This window comes from Nonomuraea sp. NPDC054003 (genome assembly GCF_055585125.1).
This window is the reverse complement of sequence record NZ_JBVJKR010000005.1, coordinates 250,534-270,933: the sequence shown is the minus strand read 5'-3', so window position 1 is coordinate 270,933 and position 20,400 is coordinate 250,534. Positions and strand designations below refer to the sequence as shown.

The 20,400-nt window shown below is 72.3% G+C and carries 17 protein-coding genes and 1 pseudogene; 11 read left to right on the top strand and 7 right to left on the bottom strand.

The annotated features are described in order from the left end of the window. Positions 1–2: 2 nt before the first annotated feature. From ACZ6YG_RS14990 to ACZ6YG_RS14965, 6 genes are all read left to right on the top strand, one after another. Entirely contained in the window at positions 3–443 is a 441-nt protein-coding gene (locus ACZ6YG_RS14990) for a TraR/DksA family transcriptional regulator (protein ID WP_466018288.1), read from the top strand. Beyond that, complete coding sequence (locus ACZ6YG_RS14985; protein WP_466018287.1) at positions 440–1,204, top strand: rod shape-determining protein; 765 nt, start codon at positions 440–442, stop codon at positions 1,202–1,204. The genes ACZ6YG_RS14990 and ACZ6YG_RS14985 overlap by 4 nt, the downstream gene beginning before the upstream one ends. Before the next feature lie 57 nt (positions 1,205–1,261). Then, positions 1,262–1,606, top strand: a complete 345-nt coding sequence (locus ACZ6YG_RS14980; protein WP_271278579.1) for a TraR/DksA family transcriptional regulator — start codon at positions 1,262–1,264, stop codon at positions 1,604–1,606. 211 nt (positions 1,607–1,817) lie between these two features. Beyond that, complete coding sequence (locus ACZ6YG_RS14975) at positions 1,818–2,858, top strand: PP2C family protein-serine/threonine phosphatase (protein WP_466018286.1); 1,041 nt, start codon at positions 1,818–1,820, stop codon at positions 2,856–2,858. A gap of 85 nt (positions 2,859–2,943) precedes the next feature. Continuing rightward, a complete protein-coding gene (locus ACZ6YG_RS14970; RefSeq protein ID WP_466018285.1) occupies positions 2,944–3,501 on the top strand; it encodes a TetR/AcrR family transcriptional regulator in 558 nt (185 codons plus the stop codon). Beyond that, on the top strand, positions 3,498–4,724 hold the full coding sequence (locus ACZ6YG_RS14965) for an FAD-dependent oxidoreductase (RefSeq protein WP_148031521.1): 1,227 nt from the start codon (positions 3,498–3,500) through the stop codon (positions 4,722–4,724). Before ACZ6YG_RS14970 ends, ACZ6YG_RS14965 begins: the two co-directional genes overlap by 4 nt. On the opposite strand, the gene ACZ6YG_RS14960 is transcribed toward ACZ6YG_RS14965, so the two are convergent. Beyond that, positions 4,681–5,454 carry a hypothetical protein gene (locus tag ACZ6YG_RS14960; RefSeq protein ID WP_148031520.1) on the bottom strand — a complete coding sequence of 258 codons (774 nt, stop codon included), beginning with the start codon at positions 5,452–5,454 and terminating at the stop codon, positions 4,681–4,683. The two genes, ACZ6YG_RS14965 and ACZ6YG_RS14960, sit on opposite strands and share 44 nt — an antisense overlap. 121 nt (positions 5,455–5,575) lie before the next feature. Between ACZ6YG_RS14960 and ACZ6YG_RS14955 the strand changes: the two genes are divergently transcribed. Further along, positions 5,576–7,702, top strand: a complete 2,127-nt coding sequence (locus ACZ6YG_RS14955) for an alpha-galactosidase (RefSeq protein ID WP_466018284.1) — start codon at positions 5,576–5,578, stop codon at positions 7,700–7,702. Between the two features lie 14 nt (positions 7,703–7,716). Here the strand turns inward: ACZ6YG_RS14955 and ACZ6YG_RS14950 are convergent, their stop codons facing one another. The 5 genes from ACZ6YG_RS14950 to ACZ6YG_RS14930 all read right to left on the bottom strand — a co-directional run bounded on the left by ACZ6YG_RS14950 (position 7,717) and on the right by ACZ6YG_RS14930 (position 12,513). Next, a complete protein-coding gene (locus tag ACZ6YG_RS14950) occupies positions 7,717–8,031 on the bottom strand; it encodes a MerR family transcriptional regulator (RefSeq protein ID WP_219546639.1) in 315 nt (104 codons plus the stop codon). A 50-nt stretch (positions 8,032–8,081) separates the two neighbouring features. Then, positions 8,082–8,513, bottom strand: a complete 432-nt coding sequence (locus ACZ6YG_RS14945; protein ID WP_148031517.1) for an Hsp20/alpha crystallin family protein — start codon at positions 8,511–8,513, stop codon at positions 8,082–8,084. A gap of 87 nt (positions 8,514–8,600) precedes the next feature. Then, a complete protein-coding gene (manA, locus tag ACZ6YG_RS14940; protein WP_271278583.1) occupies positions 8,601–9,758 on the bottom strand; it encodes a mannose-6-phosphate isomerase, class I in 1,158 nt (385 codons plus the stop codon). Between the two features lie 106 nt (positions 9,759–9,864). Continuing rightward, positions 9,865–10,386: a snapalysin family zinc-dependent metalloprotease gene (locus ACZ6YG_RS14935; RefSeq protein WP_466018283.1), complete on the bottom strand. Its 522-nt coding sequence runs from the start codon at positions 10,384–10,386 to the stop codon at positions 9,865–9,867. A 93-nt stretch (positions 10,387–10,479) separates the two neighbouring features. Further along, positions 10,480–12,513, bottom strand: coding sequence for a M14 family zinc carboxypeptidase (locus tag ACZ6YG_RS14930; protein WP_466018282.1), 2,034 nt, complete (start codon positions 12,511–12,513; stop codon positions 10,480–10,482). 121 nt (positions 12,514–12,634) lie between these two features. Here ACZ6YG_RS14930 and ACZ6YG_RS14925 point away from each other — a divergent pair, with 121 nt between their 5' ends. Next, complete coding sequence (locus ACZ6YG_RS14925) at positions 12,635–13,126, top strand: GNAT family N-acetyltransferase (protein WP_466018281.1); 492 nt, start codon at positions 12,635–12,637, stop codon at positions 13,124–13,126. Between the two features lie 131 nt (positions 13,127–13,257). Further along, positions 13,258–14,496 (top strand): FxsB family cyclophane-forming radical SAM/SPASM peptide maturase, encoded by a 1,239-nt coding sequence (locus ACZ6YG_RS14920; protein ID WP_466018280.1) that lies wholly within the window; start codon positions 13,258–13,260, stop codon positions 14,494–14,496. Positions 14,497–14,501: 5 nt separating this feature from the next. Here ACZ6YG_RS14920 and fxsT read toward each other — a convergent pair whose 3' ends face one another. Continuing rightward, positions 14,502–17,009, bottom strand: coding sequence for an FxSxx-COOH system tetratricopeptide repeat protein (gene fxsT / locus ACZ6YG_RS14915; protein ID WP_466018279.1), 2,508 nt, complete (start codon positions 17,007–17,009; stop codon positions 14,502–14,504). 339 nt (positions 17,010–17,348) lie between these two features. Here fxsT and ACZ6YG_RS14910 point away from each other — a divergent pair. Next, a pseudogene (locus ACZ6YG_RS14910) lies at positions 17,349–17,950 on the top strand (NACHT N-terminal helical domain 7-containing protein). Continuing rightward, a complete protein-coding gene (locus ACZ6YG_RS14905) occupies positions 17,887–20,397 on the top strand; it encodes an NACHT domain-containing protein (protein ID WP_466018278.1) in 2,511 nt (836 codons plus the stop codon). The pseudogene ACZ6YG_RS14910 and the gene ACZ6YG_RS14905 overlap by 64 nt, the downstream one beginning before the upstream one ends. Positions 20,398–20,400 lie beyond the last annotated feature (3 nt).

Below are 20,400 nucleotides of genomic sequence, written 5' to 3'. Positions count from 1 at the left end.
TCATGGCTTCATTGCAGACACTCATGCAGGACTACGACCAGCACCGTGCGCGGCTTGAGGAGCTGCGCGACCTGCTGGAGGAGCGGCTCGCCGCCGCTCGCGCCGACCTGTCGGCCGCCGTGACGGCGGGTTCCGCGGCGCTGGCCGGGCTCGCCCGCCGGGAGAGCGACGCGATCGAGTCGGCGCTCGCCCGGATGGACCGCGGCCTGTACGGCACCTGTGTGCGTTGCGGCGCCTTCATTCCGTACGGTGTGCTGCGCCGCATCCCGCACGAGCAGCTCTGCCTCGCTTGCGCCGGCACCAGGGAGCGGCAGGGGCCCTCCGGCGCCACCGAGATCCCGGCGCCGCGCCCGGCCCCCGCGGGAGTCCCGGAGCGGAGCCGGCCCGAGGCGGCCGTCCCGCCGGGACCTGGAGCCGGAGACGAGGCGGGGAACGGGACGTGACCGGGAACGGCCGCGTTTCCTGGCTGGACGACAGGGCCGCGGTCGATCTCGGCACCGCGCGGATCCGCCTGATCGGTTTCGGCCACCCTTCGATCGTCGACGAGCCGTCCGGCGTGCCCGGCTCCGCCCGGCCGGTCAGGCACGGCCTGGTCGCCGACGTCGCCGCCTGCGCGCGGCTGGTCGACCAGGTGCTGCGCACCGCGCTGCCCGAGGGCGCGCGGACGCCCGGCCGGGTGCTGGTGGGCGTGCCGGTGACCGCCTCGCCCGCCGAGCGGGCCACGGTCACCGGCATCGTCGAGCGGGCCGCAGGCTGTCCGGCGACCGTGGTGGAGGAGCCGCTGGCCGCCGCGCTCGGCAGCGGCCTGGACATCACCGGCCCGCGCCCCCGGCTTCTGATGGACGTCGGCGCGGGCATCATCGAGGCGGTGGTCATCAGGGACGCCGCCGTCACCGACGCCGTCGCCGTCCAGCTGCCCACCGATGGCGACGGGTCGCTGCCCGCGCACGTCCAGGACCGCGTCACCGAGATGGCGGCCGAACTCCTGGCCCGCCTGCCGGCCCGGCTGCGCCCGGCGGCGCGCGAGGGCGGGCTGATGCTCACCGGCGGCGGCGCGGCGGAAGCCGGGCTGGCGGGGCGCCTGTGCTCCAGGCTGCGCATGACGGTGAGCAGCGCCCCCGAACCCGCGCACGCCACCGTGCGCGGGCTGGCGCGGCTGTGCCTGCCTCCCATGGCGGCACTGCTCGCCCTTCCCACGGCCTGAGCGCCGTCCCCTCTTCCGCAGCTACGAACACCTCTCTCTCACGTAAGGACGCATTCCATGACCCAGCACGACGAGCACGTCATGCTCAGCGAAGTCCAGGTCCAGACCATCAGCGAGAACCTGCAGAGCCAGCTCATGTGGCGCGCCTCCAGGCTGGACGAGCTCCGGGCACTGGTGGAGGGAGGCGGTGGCACGGACGACGGCTCCAAGCAGGGCGTGCTGGCCGACCTGGCCTCCACCGAGCGGACCATCACCGAGATCCGCGACGCCCTGGAGCGGCTGGCGGACGGCAGCTACAGCCGCTGCGCCGACTGCGGCACCAGCATCCCGTTCGAGCGGTTGAAGATCAGGCCGCTGACCCGGCACTGCGTGCCCTGCCGTCAGCGGCACGAAGCCCGCTGAGCATCCGGTCCAGATAGCCGCGCGTCTTTCCCGGGGCGCGCGGCAGGTAAGACTTACGATTGGGAAACGGTCGGTAACGAAACCGCCTTGATCGGCCATGATTGTCTCGGCGCGCCGTTGACGTCTCACGGCCGGGAGTTCGTGCACGCTCGGGGAGGAAAGTGCTGGGAGCGCGGGTCGGGACTGGGCGGCGACGGGGCGAGGGGCTCCGGTGAGATCGCAGGTCGTGCTGCGCTACCTGCCGTTCGCCGTGCTGCTCGCGGTGGCGGTGACCGACCTGATGGCCGGCCGCGATCTGGGTTTCCTCCCGCTGCTGACGCTGGGCCCGACGTTCGCCTCCGTGTACGGGAGCGTGCGCAGGACCGCTTTCGTGGGCGTGGCCGCGCTGGCGCTGTGCGTGCCCCTGGCGCAATACCAGGGCACGCTGCTGACCCGGCAGAACAACATCACCATCGCCACGGTCGCGGGCGTCACCGCGGCCAGCATGATCGTCAGCCGGCTGCGGCTGCGCCGCGAGCGCGAGCTGGCCAACGTGCGCCTGGTCGCCGAGGCCGCCCAGCGGGTGCTGCTGCGGCCGGTGCCGCGCCGGGCCGCCGACCTGCGGATCGCGCTGTCGTACACGTCGGCGGCGGCGGAGGCGCAGATCGGCGGTGACCTGTACGAGGTGGTCACGACACCGCACGGGGTGCGGCTGCTGATCGGCGACGTGCAGGGCAAAGGGCTGACCGCGGTGGAGACCGCCGCGTGGGTGCTCGGCGCCTTCCGCGAGGCCGCGTACGACATGAGCGAGCTGACCGAGGTGGGCGAGCGGCTGGAGGCCAGCCTGGGCCGCCACCTGAGCGCGGAGACGTTCGTGACGGCGATCCTGGCCGAGGTGCACGACGAGGAGATCTCGCTGCTGAACTTCGGGCATCCCGCGCCGCTGCTGATCCGCGGCGAGGGGAAGATCATCACGGTGGATCCGCCGGAGGAGAGCCTGCCGCTGGGGCTCGGAGCGCTCGCGACCGACCGGCCCAAGCCGCACCGGGTGGCGTTCGGCGTGGGCGACCAGATCCTGCTGTTCACCGACGGGGTGATCGAGGCGCGCAACCGCGCCGGCGACTTCTACCCGCTGACCGACCGCACCGGGCTCCTGCTGGCCGGTGAGCCGCAGGAAGCCCTCGACGCGCTGCGCGCCGACCTGATCCAGCACGTCGGCGGCCCGCTGCCGGACGACGCCGCGATGCTGCTGCTGCGCCGCCATCTCTCCTGAGTAGATCCCTCCGCTGGACCTTTCCGGGCCTTCGCGCGTAGTGTGTTGGACAGTCGTCCAAGGCGTTCGTCCAAAAGGAGGGTGTATGACAGCGGTTCCGACACGGCGGCGGCTGCTCGACGCGGCCGTGCCACTGATCGTGGAGGCGGGCTGGGGCGGGGTGTCCACGCGGATGGTGGCCGAGCGGGCGGGGGTCGCGCCGGGGGTGGTGCACTACCACTTCTCGTCGGTGACGGACCTGCTGGCCGAGGCGGGCACGGAGGTGACGGGGCGGCTGCTGGAGGAGTTCGCGGGCGGCCTGGCGCGGCACGCCGACCTCGGCGACGGGGTGCGCTGGATGATGGCCGAGCTGGGCCGCTATCCGGGCACCGACCCCGCGTCGCTGCTGGTCGCGGAGCTCTACCTGGCCGCCACCCGGATCCCGGAGCTGCGGGAGCGGCTGCGCGGGCAGGTCGGCGGGTTCCGGACGGTCGTGGCGGCGTGGCTGCGCGAGCGGGGGCACCAGGGCGACGCGGACGCGGTGGCGGCCGTGCTGGCGGCGGCGATGGACGGCATCGTGCTGCATCGCGCGCTCGACCCCGCCCTCGATCCGGACCGGCTGGCCGCGCCGCTGCTGGCCCTGGTGCGGGAGGGGACGCGATGAGAGCGGTGGTGTGCGGCGCCGGCATCGCGGGGCTGACGCTGGCCTGGCATCTGGAGCGGGCCGGGTGGGACGTGGAGCTGGTGGAGCGGGCCGGGTCGTTCCGCGACGGCGGCTACATGATCGACTTCTACGGCCCGGGTGCCGAGGTGGCCGCGCGGATGGGGCTGAGCGAGAGGCTGCGCGAGCTGCGTTACGAGGTGAACGAGCTCGGCTACGTGGACGGGGACGGGCGCACCACCAGCCGGCTGACGCTGCCGCCCGGCGCGTACGGGGTGACCAGCCTGCTCCGCGGCGATCTGGCGCGGGCCGTCGCCGACCGGGTGCGCTCGCCCGTGCGGTACGGGCTCACCGTGGACGCGGTGGAGCAGGGCTCAGGCGGCGTGCGCGTCCTGCTCTCCGACGGGACGTGGCGGGACGCCGACCTGCTGGTGGGCGCCGACGGCGTGCACTCGCGGGTGCGGGAGCTGGTCTTCGGGCCGCGGGAGCGGTTCGTGCGCTACCTGGGCCACCACGTGGCCGCGTACTCGCTCGACGACGAGGAGCTGAGCCGGCGGGTGGGCGTGCGCTACCGCATGCTGACCGTTCCCGGGATGATGGCCGGCGCGTACGCGCTGCGCGGCGGCCGGCTCGCGATGCTGTTCCTGCACCGCGAGCCCGATCCGGCCTGGCCCGCCGCCCCCGCTGCCGCGCTGCGTGAGCGGTACGGGCACCTGGGCTGGATCCTGCCCCGGGTGCTGCCGCACTGCCCGGACCCGCCGGAGCTGTACTACGACCAGGTGAGCCAGGTGGAGATGGACGCGTGGAGCCGGGGCCGGGTGGTGCTGCTGGGCGACGCCTGCCAGGCGGTGTCGCTGTTCGCCGGGCACGGGGCGTCGCTGGCGATGGCGGCGGCCCGGGTGCTCGCGGAGGAACTGACCGGTGGCGGACCTGACGTGCCCGCCGCGGCGGCGCCCGGCGGAGGGCTCTTGGCGGACGTGCCCGCCGCGGCGGCGCGTTACGAGGCGCGGATGCGCGGGCCCGTGGCGCGGGTGCAGCGGTTCGGCCGCCGGTTCGTCAAGTGGATGGCGCCGCCGAGCCGGGGCCGGATCGCGGCCCGCGACTGGCTGCTGCGGCTGGCCGCGCTGCCGGGCGCGGGGCGGCTGCTGGCGGGCAGGCTCGGCCCCGGAGGTCACGAGCTGTTCAGCGCTTCACCTCATGCACCTGGCTCCTGGCCGGAGCGCTGATGCGCACCTTGCTCCCCCAGCCGGTGTAGCGGGTGTCGACGCTGATCGTCTCGCCGCCGTTGTGGCTGCGCCGCCACGGTCCGGACGCGGCGGGGAAGGTGGTGACGAGCCTCGCGGGAAGCTCGCCCGCGCTCAGCGTGAGCCGGTACTCCAGCACTTCCGGATCCGTGGGTTTGATCACCTTGGAGAGCCGGAACCAGGAAGAGATCTTCCACAGCTCTCCTTCGCTGATCTTGCCGGTGTACGTGCGCCCGGACTTCTCGCCGGAGGTGATCAGCGCCTTCAGCGTGGCGGGCTCGGCCGGGTTGATCGTCTGGCTGTACCGGCCGCCCAGGCCGAGAGAGGCGCGGGGGAGCTTGACCCAGGTCTTGCCCTCCGGCGCGCTGCGGGACAGGATGCCCCCCTTGACGTAGGTCCGCTTGCCGACGGCGATCACCCGCTCGTCGTCCACGATGCCTCCGAGGTGGTCCGCGTCGTTTTTCACGGTGCGGGCACGCACCTCGACGGCGGCGGCGCCCTTCCGGTCCAGCGTCAGCTTCCCGGTGCGGCGCAGCGCCGCCGTCGTCCCCTCCAGGTCGATGTACGAGACGGTGTCGGTGAACTTCAGCCCCGTGCCCTTGGCCAGCCGCTTCTGCAGGACCTTCACGGGGTCGGCCGGGGCGGTCGCATGGGCGGGGGCGGCGGCGAGGAGGGCGGCGGCGCCCGCCAGCGCGGCTATGGCACGCTTCATCGGATGTCCTTCATGATCAGTACGGGATCGGGGCATCCTCGCAGACGATCATCACGGGGACGTCTCGGGGCCGTGTGAAACGATCGAGCCGAGCGTTGTCCCCTCACCCAGAAAGACGCGCATGGAGCCTGTCATCCACCACTTCAGGGCCTCCGGGGTCTCCGTGGTGATCGAATGCCCCTCCGACGCCCTGCCCGCCATCCTGCACTGGGGGCCCGACCTGGGCCCGCTCGACGACCGGGCGCTGGCCGCGCTGGCCTCCTCGCTGCGCCCCCGCCTCGACCTGACCTCCGACGTCCCCGTACGCACCGGCCTGGTCCCCGAGGCGCGCACCGGCTGGACCGGCATGCCCGGCCTGCGGGGTCACCGCGCGGGCCGCGACTGGTCGCCCGCCTTCACCGCCGTCACGTACGGGCTCGAAGAGGGCGGCGGGGTGCGGGCGCTCACCGCGGAGGCCGCCGACCCGCGCGCCCGGCTCACGCTGTCGCTCACCGTCGAGCTGCATTCTTCGGGGCTGCTGCGGGCCAGGGCCGGGCTGCGCAACGACCACGCGGACCCGTACACGCTGGAGGCGCTGCACCTGGCGCTGCCGGTGCCCGCCGTCGCCACCGACCTGCTCGACCAGGCCGGCCGCTGGTCCAAGGAACGGGTCCCGCAGCGGCGGCCGATCACCGTCGGCACCCACCTGCGCGAGGGCCGCCACGGCCGGACCGGCGCCGACGCCGCGACCGTGCTGTTCGCCACCACCCCGGACGCGGGCTTCCGGCGCGGCGAGGTGTGGGGGGTGCACGTCGCGTTCAGCGGCAACCACCTCTCCTACGCCGAACGCGTCCACACCGGCCGCACCCACCTCGGCGGCGGCGAGCTGCTGCTGCCGGGCGAGGTCGTGCTCGCCGAGGGCGAGTCGTACCCGGGGCCGTGGATGTACGCGGCGTACGGGCGCGGGCTCGACGAGGCCGCGCACCGCTTCCACGGCTTCCTGCGCGCCCGCCCGTCCCATCCGCCGGCGCCGCGGCCGGTGGTGCTCAACACGTGGGAGGCCGTCTACTTCGACCACGACCTGGACCGGCTGACCGAGCTGGCCGACCGGGCGGCCCGGATCGGCGTGGAGCGGTTCGTGCTGGACGACGGCTGGTTCAGGGGCCGGCGCGACGACCGGGCCGGGCTCGGCGACTGGTACGTCGACCCTGAGGTGTGGCCCGGTGGGCTCAAGCCTCTGGTGGAGCGGGTGCGGGCGCACGGCATGGAGTTCGGGCTGTGGTTCGAGCCGGAGATGGTCAACCCGGACTCCGACCTGGCCCGCGCCCATCCCGAGTGGATCATGGGGGCCGGTGACCGGCTGCCGCCCACCGCCCGTCACCAGCAGGTGCTCAACATCGCGCACCCGGACGCGTACGCCTACGTCAAGGAACGGCTGCTGGCCCTGATCGGCGAGTACGACATCGACTACGTCAAGTGGGACCACAACCGCGACCTGGTCGACGCGGGCTGGGCGGAGACCGGCAGGCCCGCGGTGCACGAGCAGACGCTCGCCCTTTACCGGCTGCTGGCCGAGATCCGCGCGGCCCGTCCGGGGCTGGAGATCGAGTCCTGCTCGTCCGGGGGCGCCCGGGTGGACCTGGGCGTCCTGGAGCACACCGACCGGGTCTGGGCCAGCGACTGCATCGACTCGACCGAACGGCAGCAGATCATGCGCTGGACCGCGCAGCTGCTGCCGCCGGAGCTGATCGGCAGCCACGTCGGCGCGCCCCGCTCGCACACCACCGGCCGCGTCCACGCGCTGCCGTTCCGCGCGGTGACCGCGTTCTTCGGACACTTCGGGCTGGAGTGGGACCTCACCACGCTGACCGAGACCGAGCTGGCCGAGGTGGCCGCCTGGATCGAGCTGCACAAGCGGCACCGGGAGCTGCTGCACACCGGGACGGCGGTGCGGCTGGACGAGGCGCCTGAGGGCTTCCAGGCGCACGGGGTGGTGGCCGGTGACGGCTCCGAGGCGATCTTCGCCGTCGCCATGCTGGCGCTGCCCGTCACCTGGCCACCGGGCCTGCTGCGGCTGCCGGGACTCGACCCCGGCACCGCCTACCGCGTCCGCCCGCTGACGCCGGTGCGCTCCCGGCCGCGGAACGGCGACCCGGTCTGGGTCACGGGCGAGCACGTGCTCACCGGGCGGGCGCTGGGCGTCTCCGGCATCGGGATCCCGTCGCTGTCTCCGGACGACGCGGTGCTGATCCACCTCACGGCGGTGTGACGGGCGACCGGCGGTCAGTCCGGCCGGCTCTGCCGCCGCCGCTCCTCCGCCAGCTCCTCGCGGAGCCGATCGAGCTCGGCCTCCAGTTCGAGGATGCGGCGGACGGCGACCAGCGTCATCCCCTGGTCGGTCATCCCGATGACGTGGCGCACGACCAGGATGTCGCGGCGCGAGTAGCGCCGCTGGCCGCCCGGGGAGCGCCGGGGGCTGATCACGTCGTGCTGGTCGAGGCGGCGCAGGAACGCCTGCTGGACCCGGAGCATGTCGGCCACCTGCCCGAGCGTGTAGAGCGGCGCGTGATCGTCGTCGATCGGCAGCTGGGACATCATGGCCTCCTCCGGGGCGGGGGGCGGGGAGCCGCCCCCCGCGCGGTGCGGCGTCAGCGCCTGATGGCCTTGACGTCCGCGCGCTGGATCTCGACCTTGCGCGGCTTGGCGCGCTCGAGGACGGGGATCCGCACGGTCAGGACGCCGTCCGCGTAGGCGGCGTCGATCTTGTCGCTGTCGAGGTGCTCCGACAGGTAGATCCGGCGGGTGAACGCGCCCATGGGACGCTCGCGGACGAAGAGACGCTCGTCGGCTCCGGTCTCTTCCTCACGGTGGGCGCTGACGCTGAGGACACCCCGGTCGATGGTGACCTCGATCGAGCCGGGGTCGATGCCCGGCAGGTCGAAGCGGAGCACCACGTCGTCGTCGCGGCGCAGGCCGTCCATCGGCATGACGGCTCCGCCGGCGCCGAAGGCCTGACGGGTGAGCCGGTCGAACTGGCGCTCGAACTCCTGCAGGAACGGGTCGACGGTCGTCAGGAGCATGTCTGAACCTCCTCGCTGGCTAGGTGCTAACCTCCAACTACACTTGCAGGTTACGTCAGACTCCACGAGAAGGCAACTGCCTCCGCGTCAGCCGCCGGGCAGGGCGCGGAACACGGTCCCCTCCCCCGTCAGCGGCAGCTCCGGGGCGTTCGCCGGGACGAACGCCGACTCGCCGGGCCCCAATGTGAGCCCGCCTACGACGGCGTGGCCACCGGTGCACAGCAGGATCTGCGGGACCCCGCCCGGCACGGTGTGCGCGGCCCCCTCGGTGAGGTCGTGGCGGACGAGCGCGAACTGGGTGGCCGGCGGGTGGTAGCCGTGCCGCCCGTCGTCCGCGGACGGCCGGACCCGGTGCGGCGGCGCGGGCGTGAAGTCGACGATCCGCATGAGCTCGGGCACGTCGCGGTGCTTGCCGGTCAGGCCGCAGCGCAGCACGTTGTCGGAGTTGGCCATGATCTCGACCCCGACGCCGCCCAGGTAGGCGTGCGGCACCCCGGCGCCGAGGAAGATCGCCTCGCCGGGCTGGAGCCGTACGTGGTTGAGCAGCAGCGCGGCGGCCACACCCGGATCCCCCGGATAGGCACGCGCCAGCTCCGCGTACACGGCGAGTCCGCCCGCGGGACCGGAGCCGCCGCGGGAGGGCGCGCCCGTCAGGGCGTGCTCCACCGCTTCGCGGGCGTCCTTGGAGGCGTCGCCGAGCATGTCCTGGAAGACCTCGCGGAGCGCTTCACCGGCGGGGCGGGCGCGCAGGGTCTCCACCCAGCGGCCCGTCTCGGGGATGTCCAGGCTCTCCAGCAGGTCCGCCGCCTCGTCCGGCGCGCGGAAGCCGCAGAGCCCGTGGAACGGCGTGAGCGCGCACACCATCTCCGGCTTCGGGAACGGGTCGCGGTAGGTGCGCGCCGGGTCGCCGATCGGCACCCCGGCGGCCTCCTCGCGGGCGAACCCGGCCCGCGCCTGCTCGGCCGTCGGGTGCACCTGCAGCGACAGCGGGCCCGCCACCGCCAGCACCTTGAGCAGGTAGGGCAGGCCGGGGCCGGACGCCCCGGCCATGCCCAGCGGGTCACGGGCGATCAGCTCGGTGAGCGGGACCCCGCCCACGGTGGACGGGGCGGCCGGGTGGGCGCCCATCCACATCTCCGCTTGCGGTTCGCCGGTCGCGGGGGTGCCGAACAACTCGGGGAAGGCGGTCGGCGACCCCCACGCGTAGGGCTGGATCACCGGCGCCAGCCGCATCGGTGCCGTCACGTCGTCTGCTCCTCTGGGACGGGGCTGCGGGACGGCACCAGTCTAGGGACGATCGATCAGCGGGCCGCGTCGCCGGGCCGGTCGTACGCCCCGGTCACGGCCGGGCTCAGCGGTCCACGTACAGCCTGCCGAACTCGGCCTGCGGGGTGCTGCCGGCGAAGTTGCGGTCCACCTCGGCCCGCTCGGCGGCGCTCGGGTTGGCGTTCGTGCAGCTCACGGGGGCGCTGGAGCCGGACATCAGGTCGGTGCAACGGCCGGTGCGCCGGTCGGGCAGGCCCAGGATGTGGCCGATCTCGTGGGCGGCGATGCGGACCGGGTGGTAGCCCTGGTCGGTGGCCTGGCGGCCCATCCAGATCCGGCCCCGGCCCAGGCTGGTCGGCTGGGCGCGGGGCCAGCCGTTGTCGGCGACGACGACGAAGTCGGCGGGCGTGCCCGCGACGAGCCGGACGTTCACGACGCTGGCGTTCCAGATCTGCGCGGCCTGGTCGACCGCGCCGCGGAACTCCGCCGCCCGGCTGGCGTCGTAGCGGAGCACCCTGACCAGGGCGGTGGCCTGCGCGGGTGTGGTGGCCAGCAGGAAGGCCAGGGTGAGGATGAGAGAGAGCGCGAGACGGAGGGGTCTTGGCATCGTGTCTCCTCGGACAGTGGGGGTGCTGTCACGGTAGACGCGACGGCATCGTCCGGGGACAAGGCACTTTGCCCCTATCACCGCGGTATGGGTTCACCGGTCCTCTCGGTAGTCGGCGGCGACGCCGATGAGGGAGATGAGGCCGGCGGCGAACTCCATGGCCTCGGCGTGGCCCTCGGCGAACGGCGGCTGGAAGCCGACGCCCTCCCAGGCCCCGGTCCGCGGGTTCCACAGGTCGCTGCCGACCTCGAAGTCCCACCCGTAGACGCCGTGGTCGTACCAGAGCTCGTCGGCGGAGTTGCCCGCGGCCGAGTAGAGCACGTCGGTGACCGGCCCGGTCTGCTGCGGCCAGGTGACGGTGCCGCGCTCGGCGGCGATGGCCTCCAGGATGGTGCGGGCCGAGCGCAGGAAGTACGCCTCCTGCTGACGGCTGGGCCTGGGCAGGGTGACGCGGCCGTCGAGCCGGTAGGCGCCGGGCGGCCACATGAAGTAGCCGCCGTAGCTGTGCACGTTGAGCGCGAACCGGATGTTCGGGTACGTCTCCGCCAGCCAGATCACGTTGCGGCTCTCCGGCTCGGAGTGCTCGCCGGGCCCGGCGTAGGTGCCGCTCTGACAGTTGGCCGAGGCGCCGAAGTAGCCGTCGAACAGCGAACCGACCGCGTAGTTGCGGTTGACGTCCACGCCCCAGGTGTTCCGCAGCGCCGGGTCGGACTGGGCTGCCGGGCAGTGGTTGGTCATGTTCTTGCGCTGGGCGTTGAAGTCGTAGAAGGAGTAGTTGGCGCCGTCGGGGTTCACGGTCGGGACGATGAAGATGTCGGCGCGCCGCAGCAGCTTCCTGGTGGCCGGGTCGCGCGGGTAGTTGCGCAGCAGCCGCTCGGCCGCCTCGATGGTGACCAGCGGCGTCACCCACTCCCTGGCGTGCTCCTGGGCGTAGGCGAGCACGCCGGTGCGCGAGCCGTCCCGGTGCGTGCCGATGCGCAGCGCCAGCACCCGCCACGGCTCCCGCGACACGTCCGCGGGCGCGCCGAGGAAGTCGCTGAGCTGGGTGAGCGGCGCGGGCGCCAGGACGCCCGCGCCCGGGTCGGTCCGGTACGTGGCGGCGGTCACCGGGCTGCCCGGCGCGCCGGTGATCGCGGCGGCGACTTCGGCGGCGGTGCTCACCGGAGTGCCGGAGCCGTCGGTGGCCAGGCTGACCCTGACCTGCTTGCCGTCCACGACCACCTCCAGCGGCCGGTCGGCCGCGCCCGGGTCGGACAGCTCCACGGCCAGGTCGTTGCCGCCTTCCGACCCGTACGCGCGCGAGGTGACCACGACGGCGGCGCTCGGCGGGGTGCCGATGAGGGCCTGGGCGTGGCGCCGGTAGCCGTTGGTCAGGTGGGGCAGCTCGATGATCTCGGTGAGGGCGGGGAAGCGGCGGTGCAGGTCCTTGATCCGGGCGTTGAGCTGCGCGGGCGGCATGTACTGGGTGATGAAGTCCTTCTGGTAGCCCGGCCGGTCGCGGTCGGGCCGCTCGCCGTCGGGCCACTCCCCGACCCGCGCCTCCGCCTTGCCACCCGCGGCGGAGGTGATGGTGACGCGGTCCGGCCTGACGCCGGCGGGCACCGGGACGCTGAACTGGTGGCCCAGATAGGCGCCGGCGTCCACGTACGGGACCATCTCGACCTGGCCGGTCGCGCCGCCCTTGCCCTTCCAGGTCACGGTGAGCGCGGCGTCGGCGCCGGCGCTGCTGGACGCCTCGACCGACAGGAAGTAGCCGTCGCGGGACTGAAACCACACCGCCCGCTCGACCACGATGCGGTCCTTCGTGCCGCCGCGGTGCTCGGGGGCGGGCGCCGGGGTGCCGGTGGCCAGGGTGGCGCCGAGCGGGCGCAGCTCGGCCAGCCGGCTGGGGGTGACCACGGCGTCGACGCGGATGCTGCCGTCGGGCTGCGGCCGCACCCGGCCGGTGAGGTCGGCGCCCGAGCCCACCAGCCGCTCCAGCGCGGCCCGGTCGGGCACCGTGAGCGTCACCAGCGAGGCGGGCTCCGGATCGGCGGGGCCGGCGACCGCCGGGAGCGACGGCTCGGCGGCCACGAACGTCGTGAGCACCATCGCCAGGACAACTGCGGACGCCCGTGAGCCACGCATCGGTTCCTCCGGTGATCGCCGTATGGCCGTCATTGAAGGCCGAACCGGCGACTCCGGCAAGACCCAAGGTTCCGTCGCGAGGGTACTGCGCTGATCGATCTCGCCCCAGCACAATGGGCGGGTGTCTGGACATTCCCGCGTCACCGTGCGGCGCGTCAGGGCGGACGACGCCGAGGAGTTCGTCGCGCTGTCCGGCGCGAGCCGGAGCCTCCATCACGGCTGGGTCAGTCCGCCGACGTCCGCCGAGGCGTTCGAGGACTACGTGGGACGCTTCGACGGTGTCACGGCGGTCGGCCTGGTGGTGTGCGTGAGCGACACGCGCCGGCTGGCCGGGTTCGTCAACCTCCGCGGCATCGTCCGGGGCGACGAGCACCGGGCCACCATCGGCTTCGGCGGTTTCGCCGCCACGGCGGGCCGGGGCTACATGCGCGACGGCGTGCGACTGGGCCTCGGCTACGCGTTCACCCTGCTCGCGCTGGACCGCGTCGAGGCCGACATCCAGCACGGCAACGAGGCGTGCCTGAAGCTGGCCGCCGAGGTGGGATTCCAGCGTGATCGTGCGACCGTGACCCGCATCCACGTCGGCGGGCTGTGGCGCGACCACGAACGGTGATTCATCACGTCCGGCATGCTGCGTCGGGCCGACGGGACAGTGACGCGGCAGCGCGTTTAGCGACCTCGCGGCTCGGGAACTCTCGTTGCCGTACCTGGGGCCGCTCGTCCTCGGCCGGGGAGCTGATCAGCGTGCTGGACGACGGGGGCGCCGACGCCGCTCCCGGCGTCGAGTGGCCTGCGGATCTCGATGTCCAGCGGCTTCTGGAGGGCGGCTGGCGGCCCACCGCGTTCCACCAGTTCGTCCTCAAGCTGCACAGCTGGTGCAATCTCGCGTGCGACTACTGCTACATGTACGAGATGGCCGATCAGGGCTGGCGTCTCCAGCCGCGCAGGATGTCCCGGCCGATCATCGACAGCGCGGCCGCGCGGATCGCCGAGCACGCCCGCTCGCACGGCCTGGACCTGGTCGAGGTCGTCCTGCATGGCGGCGAGCCGCTGCTCGCCGGCGTCGATCACCTCCGCTACGCGGTGTCCGCGCTGCGCCAGGCGATGCCTCCCGGCGTCCGGCTCACGGCGCAGGTGCAGACCAACGGCACCCTGCTGGACGGGCCGTTCCTGGACCTGTTCGCCGACCTGGGCGTGCGCGTCGGCGTCAGCCTGGACGGCGGTCGCGAGGAGCACGACCGGCACCGCCGCCGGCCCATGGGCGAGGGCAGCTACGAGGAGGTCTGGGCCCGGCTCGACCTGCTCACCACGGAGAAGTACCGCCACCTCTTCGGAGGGCTGCTCTGCACGATCGACCTCGCCAACGACCCCGTGGCCACCTACGAGGCGCTCCTGGAGGTCGGCCCGCCCTTCGTCGACTTCCTCCTCCCCCACGGCAACTGGAACACGCCCCCGCCGGGTTGGTCGCCCGAGCACCCGCACTACGGTGAGTGGCTCATCCGGATCTTCGACAGGTGGTACGAGGCGCCGCGCAGAGAGACGCACATCAGGCTCTTCCACCAGATCATGCTGCTGGCGGCGGGGAGGGCCTCTCGCAGCGAGTCCGTGGGGCTGTCTCCCGCCGCGCACGTCGTGGTGGAGACCAACGGCGGCATCGAGCAGGTGGACACCCTCAAGGCGGCGTATCCCGGCGCCGCCGCGACACCTCTGCACGTGCTGCGCGACCCGTTCGACCGGGCGTTGCTCCTGCCCGCCGTGGCCGCCCGCCAGATCGGAGCCAGGGCGCTGTCCGACACGTGCGCGGCGTGTGACATCCACCAGATCTGCGGCGCGGGGCTCTACTCCCACCGCTACCGTCCGGGCGCGGGTTTCCGCAACCCGTCGGTCTACTGCTTGGACCTCTACCGGCTCATCACCCATGTCCGGCGCCGGTTCGACGCCGACCGGAAGGCCCGCCAGGCTTCGGCCGGTCCCGGCGGCTGACGGCGTCAGATCGGTGGCGGGTCGATGTCCAGGTCGAGATGGCGCTGGTTGGCCGCCACCTTGACGTCCGCGTGTTCCCTGCCCAGGGTGGCGGCGTAGTGCTCCATGGTCCGCTCGAAGAGGATCTCGGCCTCCTCCTCACGTCCCGACGCGCGAAGGTCCGCCGACAGGTTAGACGCCGCGGCCAGGGTCGTGGGGTGCCGTTCGCCCAGCAGGGCGGTCAACCGCAGATGGTTGTCCTCGCCGAGCCGGCACGCGGCCTCCAGGTCGCCCAGCTCCGCCAGGTCGCTGGCGAGGTTGATGGCGATGATGAGGGAGTAGTGGTGGTCGCGTCCGAGCCTCTTCTCGATGCCCTCCAACGCCTGCTGGTTGAGCCTGCGGGCCTCTTCCGGCCGGCCTCTCACCCGGTGCAGCAGGGCGACGTTGCTGACGCAGCCGCAGGTGTAGGGGTGCTCGGCGCCGTACAGCTTGGGGAAGCGCTCCATCGTGTCGACGGCGAGCTTGAAGGCCTTCTCCGCCTCGTCGTTGACGCGCAGGGAGTTGGACAGGCAGGCCGCGGCGGCGAGAGTGCCGGGATGTTCCAGACCGTAGAGCCGGACGTACCGCGCGTGCACCTCCCGGGCCATCTCGAGCGCCTCCGCCCTGTCGCCCGCCCGTAGCAGCGAGATGGCCAGGTCCTTCTTGGCCAGCAGGATGCGGTAGTGATCCGCGTCGAGCTGCTCCTGCCCGTAGGCCAGGGCGTCGTGGCCGATATCGCACGCCTCTTCGTACTCGCCGCAGCCGCGCACCGCCCGGCTCAGGCTGTTCCACAGGTTCAGGACGGTTCCCGTCTGGTCCTGGCGTTCGCCCTGCTGGGTCCGGAGCGCTTCCTCCAGGATCTCCCGGGCCTTCCAGTAGTCGCTCAGGAGCCCGTGGTCGATCGCCAGGTTGTTCATCGCCCGCAGCGTGCGCACGTGTCCGGGCCCCAGGACCTTCTTGTGGAGGTTCACGGAGTTGGTGTCATGCTCACGCGCCTCGCGGAAGAGCCCCTTGGCACGGAGATCGGCCCCGATCCCGTTGAGCAGGGCCAGGGTCTCGGGATTCTCGTTGCCGACCGCCTGACGCAGCGAGGCGAGCGTCCTGGTGTTCAGCTCGAACGCCTCGTTGTACTTCCCGAGGTAGCGCAGCAGGTCGCCTTCGGCCTTGGTCGCCTTGAGCACGTACACGTCCTCCGGGCCCGAGTCCCTGGTCCACTGCTCCCTGAACACCCGCACGTGTTCGCGCATGGAGACGTGGTTGCCGGAGGCGCTGAGGTAGTTGACGACGTTGAGCGCGAAGTCGCGCACGCCCGGCCGCAGGCTCTCCGCCACCTTCGCGGGCGCGATGTGCGGGAGCAGGGCGTCGTACCGGGCCCAGGCGGCCGGCACGTCCGGGTCGCTCGGGGCCCATCCCACGAGCAGCGAGTGGACCTCCGAGCGGATGGACTGGTGCTCCTCCGGACGCAGCTCCTCGCGCACGAGCGCCTGGATGAGGCGGTGCACCTGAAGCGTGCGCAGGCGGCTCTCGTTGTCGATGCGGACCAGGGCGTACTTGTTGAGCTTGCCGATGGCCCTGCCCAGGCGGATCGGGTCCGCCACGAGTTCGGCCGTCTGCGCGCGGACCGGTCCCTCGACCGGGGCGAAGACCGCCCGCGGGATGGGCTCGGGCCCGAAGAACGCGCAGCAGCGGAGGAGCTCCATCGCCTCGGGCGACTGCTTCTTGAGCTGCGCCATGGACAGCTCCCAGGCGGCCGTCATGGAGTGCCGGTACTCGATAGGCTTGCCCTCGCTGAGCAGCCGGCTCGTCCGCTCCTCCAGGAGCCTGAGGTACTCGTCGGTCGGCATGCCGGTCTCGGTCTGCAGAGCGGCCGCCTGTTCGAGCGCCAGGGGGAGGTCGCCGAGAGCGTCCGCGAGCCGGTTGGCGTCCTCGTCGGTGATCGCGCGGCGCATCCGCCGTTTGAAGAACTGGACGCTCTCCTCCCGCTGGAAGACGTCGATGGCGACGGTGTCGACCACGTTCTCCCAGCGATGGTTGCGGGATGTGACGAGAACGTGCCCGGGACCTTCGGACGGGATGACGTCGGTGAAGTCCGCGGGCTCGTCCGCGTTGTCGAAGATCAGCAGCCACGCGGAGTACGGAACGCCGCGGCGGAGCGCGTCGAGCACGGCGGCCGCGGCCTCCTCGATGCCCATCGCGGACGGCTCGGGCAGGCCGAGGCGAGGGGCGAGTTGCGCCAACGTCGTACGGACCAGGCCCGGCTGGTCGGCGGGCACCCACCAGACGAGGTCGTAGTGCTGCCGGAAGCGGTGCGCGTACTCGACCGCCGCCTGTGTCTTGCCGACACCGGCGAGACCGTACAGGGCGTGCGGGACCACGGCGGTGACCTTGCCGGCGATGTCGCTGCGCAGCCGGTTGAGCAGCTCCTCGCGCCCGGTGAAGTTCTTGTTGCGGGGCGGGACCTTCCACACCTCGGGATGGTCACCGGCACCTGTCATCGTGACACTCGGTCCGTCGGTCACCCGCGCCGCCCTCCCCGCCTCATGCGTCGATCGGACGATTGCACTGCTCGAATAAGGGGCAGCATACGAACGATAGATGCCGTCAAGACAGGCCTTCGCCGAAGACTACGCGCGGTTCGACAAAGGCACCCCGTGCGAAGACTGCTGAAAAAGGGAAACACCTTTTCTCGCGCTACCGACAGCACTTAATACGGCGCCGGGGACTTCCGCTGTATAACCCGGGAGTCACATCAAAGTCGAAAGCGTGGACGACCGATCACCCTTTGTGGTGAAGCTTGACCCGTAACCGCAGGCTGGTTCAGCTACACCGACGCCATGAAACTCCTCGGTCAGCCGAGCGAGGTGGTCAGCCGGCTCGATCGGCTGACCGGTGGCTTCCTGCTGGCTTTCACCGGGGTCGAGCCGGAGTTCTTCCTCGGGCTGTTCGACGCCAAGGCCGAGTTCGCCCGGCTGAGCCGGGACGCGAGTGCAGCCCTGCAAGACAGACGGCTCGGGCTGGGCCGGTATCGGCGGACGCAACGGGTCGCCGCCGCGCACGCCGTCATCGTCCTCACCGGGTTCTTCGACACGGTCAGGCAGGGCGGCCGGTTCCTCGGTCCGGGCCTGAGCCTGTTCAAGGCGGAGCAGGCACGCCTGGCCGGCGCTCCCGACGCCTCGTCCAACCGGCTGGGCGACCTCGCGGAACACCTCCTGCGCGCCAAGCTCCCCTGCCCGGGTCCCACGCAACCCACGAACGGGTCCTGGTCTTCCTGGGCGCGTACTACGAGGGCCTCGCGGAGCGGCTGCTGGACTTCCTGCGGGGCCTGCGGCTCTGGGAGGAACTCCGTGAGGCCGAGCGCGAGCGGGCGGAGCGGTGGTCCTCGACGAGGTGCCCACCGCCGCCCTGGAGACATATCAGGAGCTCTTCCACCGCTTGAGCACCGAGGTGCCGGAGGTCGGGTCCTGGGTGAACCGCACCGACCACCAGGCGACGCGGGCCCTCATCGGCGACCTCGGTGCCGGTCTGACCGACCTGCGCCGGGACCTCCTGTCGGTGGCGACCGGCCCGCGTGCGGAGGGAGTCCGGGCCGCGCTGTCCCGCTCCTACCAGGCCCTGCTGGACAAGCCCATCGTCTCGGTGGCCGATCTTCCCCCTGAGGTGCGGATGCCGCCCCTGGCCGAGGCGTACATCGTCCCGTCCTTCCGGCAGGCGGTGACGGACAGCGCCGCCCGGCCCGCCGAACAACGCTGGTGGCAGGCCTTCCCGGTGCGGGACGATCTCCGCGGGTTCCTGTTCGGCTATCTCACCCACCCCGCCGCCACCCAGTCGCCCCTGCTCGTCCTGGGGCAGCCGGGAGCCGGCAAGTCCCTGCTCACCAAGATCGTGGCGGCTCAGCTCCCGCCCGAGGAGTTCCTCGTGGTCCGCGTGCCGCTGCGCGAAGTGCAGGCCGAGCACGACCTGCAGACGCAGATCGAGAGCGCGGTACGGCAGGCCACCGGGGAGTCCATCCACTGGCCCATGCTGCACCGTCCGGACACGAACACCGTCGCCGTGATCATCCTCGACGGCTTCGACGAGCTTCTGCAGGTGACGGGCGTCAGCAGTTCGGACTATCTGGAGAAGGTGGCCGCGTTCCAGGCGCGGGAGGCGGAGCAGTCACGACCGACCGCGGTGATGGTCACCAGCCGGACGGTGGTCGCCGATCGGGCCCGCCTGCCCAGCGAGACCGTGGTGATCCACCTGGAGCCTTTCGGGGACCGCCAGATCGCGCAGTGGGTCGGCATGTGGAACGCCCGCCACACCGGCTACTTCCGCAGCCGCCGGCTGGAACCGCTCGACCTGGACACGGTGCGCGGGCTCAGGGAACTCGCCGCGCAGCCCCTGCTGCTGATGATGCTGGGGCTGTACGACATGGACGGCAACGCGCTCCGGCTCGTGGGAGTGCGTCTGGGCCGCGCCGAACTCTACGAGAGGCTCCTCGTCCGGTTCGCCGAGCGGGAAGCGCTGAAGAGCGGGCGGGGCCTGCCCGACCGGGACGTCAACTGGGCCGTCAGACGGGAGCTCACCCGGTTGTCCGTGGTCGCGTTCGCCATGTTCAACCGCAACAGCCAGTGGGTCACCGGCGACGAGCTGTCCAGCGATCTCGTCATACTCCTGTCCGAGACGGCGGCACGGAAGACGAACCAGTTCCAGGCGCCTCTCGATCCCGGCGAGCTCGTCGTGGGCAAGTTCTTCTTCGTGCACGAGTCCCAGGCGATACAGGACACCAAGAAACGCAAGAGTTACGAGTTCCTGCATTCCACCTTCGGCGAATACCTGGTGGCCCGGCTGACGGTGCTGGAGATCCTGGACCTGGCCGAGGTGGCGCGCGGGCATCGGAGCCACGCGCGGCCCGTCCGGCACGACGACGACTTCCTGCACGCCCTGTTATCCCATGCCCCGCTCTCGGCCCGGGAGTCCGTTCTCGAATTCCTCCAGGACCTCCTGGCCGATCTGCCCCCGGACACGCGGGAACTGCTGAAGACCACCCTGCTGGAGATCTTCCGCGACGCGCTCTACGCCCGGACGTCCTCCCAGTACGGCTCCTACCGGCCCGGCCGCGTCAAGGAGCTGCGCACGCTGCCCCTGCGCCTGGCCGTCTACAGCCTGAACCTGCTCATCCTGCTCGCCATCTGCGGCGGCACCGTCAGCGGCAAGGAGCTCTTCCCCGAGCCGATGCAGGTGGTCAGCAGGTGGCGGAGCCTCACCCGCTTCTGGAGGTCGCAGGTCCCCTACAACGCCTGGGTGAACCTGGCCCGGGTGCTCGACGTGGAACGCACCTGGAGGGACGGCGAGCGCACGGTGCTGATCCGCTGGGCGGGGCGGGACACCTCGTCCCCGCCGGACGGCGACCTCTACTGGACCTACGACAAGGCGCCGGAGGACGCCGACCGCGGGCACGTCTCCTGGATGTACGAGGACTTCCAGATGGCGGCCAGGAGCCTCCACTTCCTCTGCGGGTACGAGGAGGAACTGCTGCTGCACGCGGTGGCCCCGCTGGCGCCCGAGCTGAGCAGATCCCTGACGACGGTCGCCGGCTACTGGGAGGACCAGGCGAAGTCGCCGGCGCACGCCCTGCTCCGCATGTGGATGCTGTCCAGCAGGGCGTGCGCCGCCGCCGACCTCGCGGACGCGTACGCCGAGTGCCTGCGGATGAGCCAGGCGTTCGCGCCCTTCGCCGAGACGGACGCTCTCGCGTACCGCGACGTCGTCCTCGGCCACCTGGCGCTGGACGCGGCGCGGTTGCGGGGCGTGCTCACCCTCGACCGCCTCCATCTGCACCACAACAAGCCGTCGATCGAGTCGAGGATGCGCACGGCCGTCGCCGAGCTCGGTCTGGCATGAGGG

Coding starts and splice junctions, on each gene's coding strand:
- ACZ6YG_RS14990 (WP_466018288.1), top strand. CDS start 3: ATGGCTTCATTGCAGACACTCATGCAGGACTACGACCAGCACCGTGCG.
- ACZ6YG_RS14980 (WP_271278579.1), top strand. CDS start 1,262: ATGACCCAGCACGACGAGCACGTCATGCTCAGCGAAGTCCAGGTCCAG.
- ACZ6YG_RS14970 (WP_466018285.1), top strand. CDS start 2,944: ATGACAGCGGTTCCGACACGGCGGCGGCTGCTCGACGCGGCCGTGCCA.
- ACZ6YG_RS14965 (WP_148031521.1), top strand. CDS start 3,498: ATGAGAGCGGTGGTGTGCGGCGCCGGCATCGCGGGGCTGACGCTGGCC.
- ACZ6YG_RS14960 (WP_148031520.1), bottom strand. CDS start 5,454: ATGAAGCGTGCCATAGCCGCGCTGGCGGGCGCCGCCGCCCTCCTCGCC.
- ACZ6YG_RS14955 (WP_466018284.1), top strand. CDS start 5,576: ATGGAGCCTGTCATCCACCACTTCAGGGCCTCCGGGGTCTCCGTGGTG.
- ACZ6YG_RS14950 (WP_219546639.1), bottom strand. CDS start 8,031: ATGATGTCCCAGCTGCCGATCGACGACGATCACGCGCCGCTCTACACG.
- ACZ6YG_RS14945 (WP_148031517.1), bottom strand. CDS start 8,513: ATGCTCCTGACGACCGTCGACCCGTTCCTGCAGGAGTTCGAGCGCCAG.
- ACZ6YG_RS14935 (WP_466018283.1), bottom strand. CDS start 10,386: ATGCCAAGACCCCTCCGTCTCGCGCTCTCTCTCATCCTCACCCTGGCC.
- ACZ6YG_RS14930 (WP_466018282.1), bottom strand. CDS start 12,513: ATGCGTGGCTCACGGGCGTCCGCAGTTGTCCTGGCGATGGTGCTCACG.
- fxsT (WP_466018279.1), bottom strand. CDS start 17,009: ATGACAGGTGCCGGTGACCATCCCGAGGTGTGGAAGGTCCCGCCCCGC.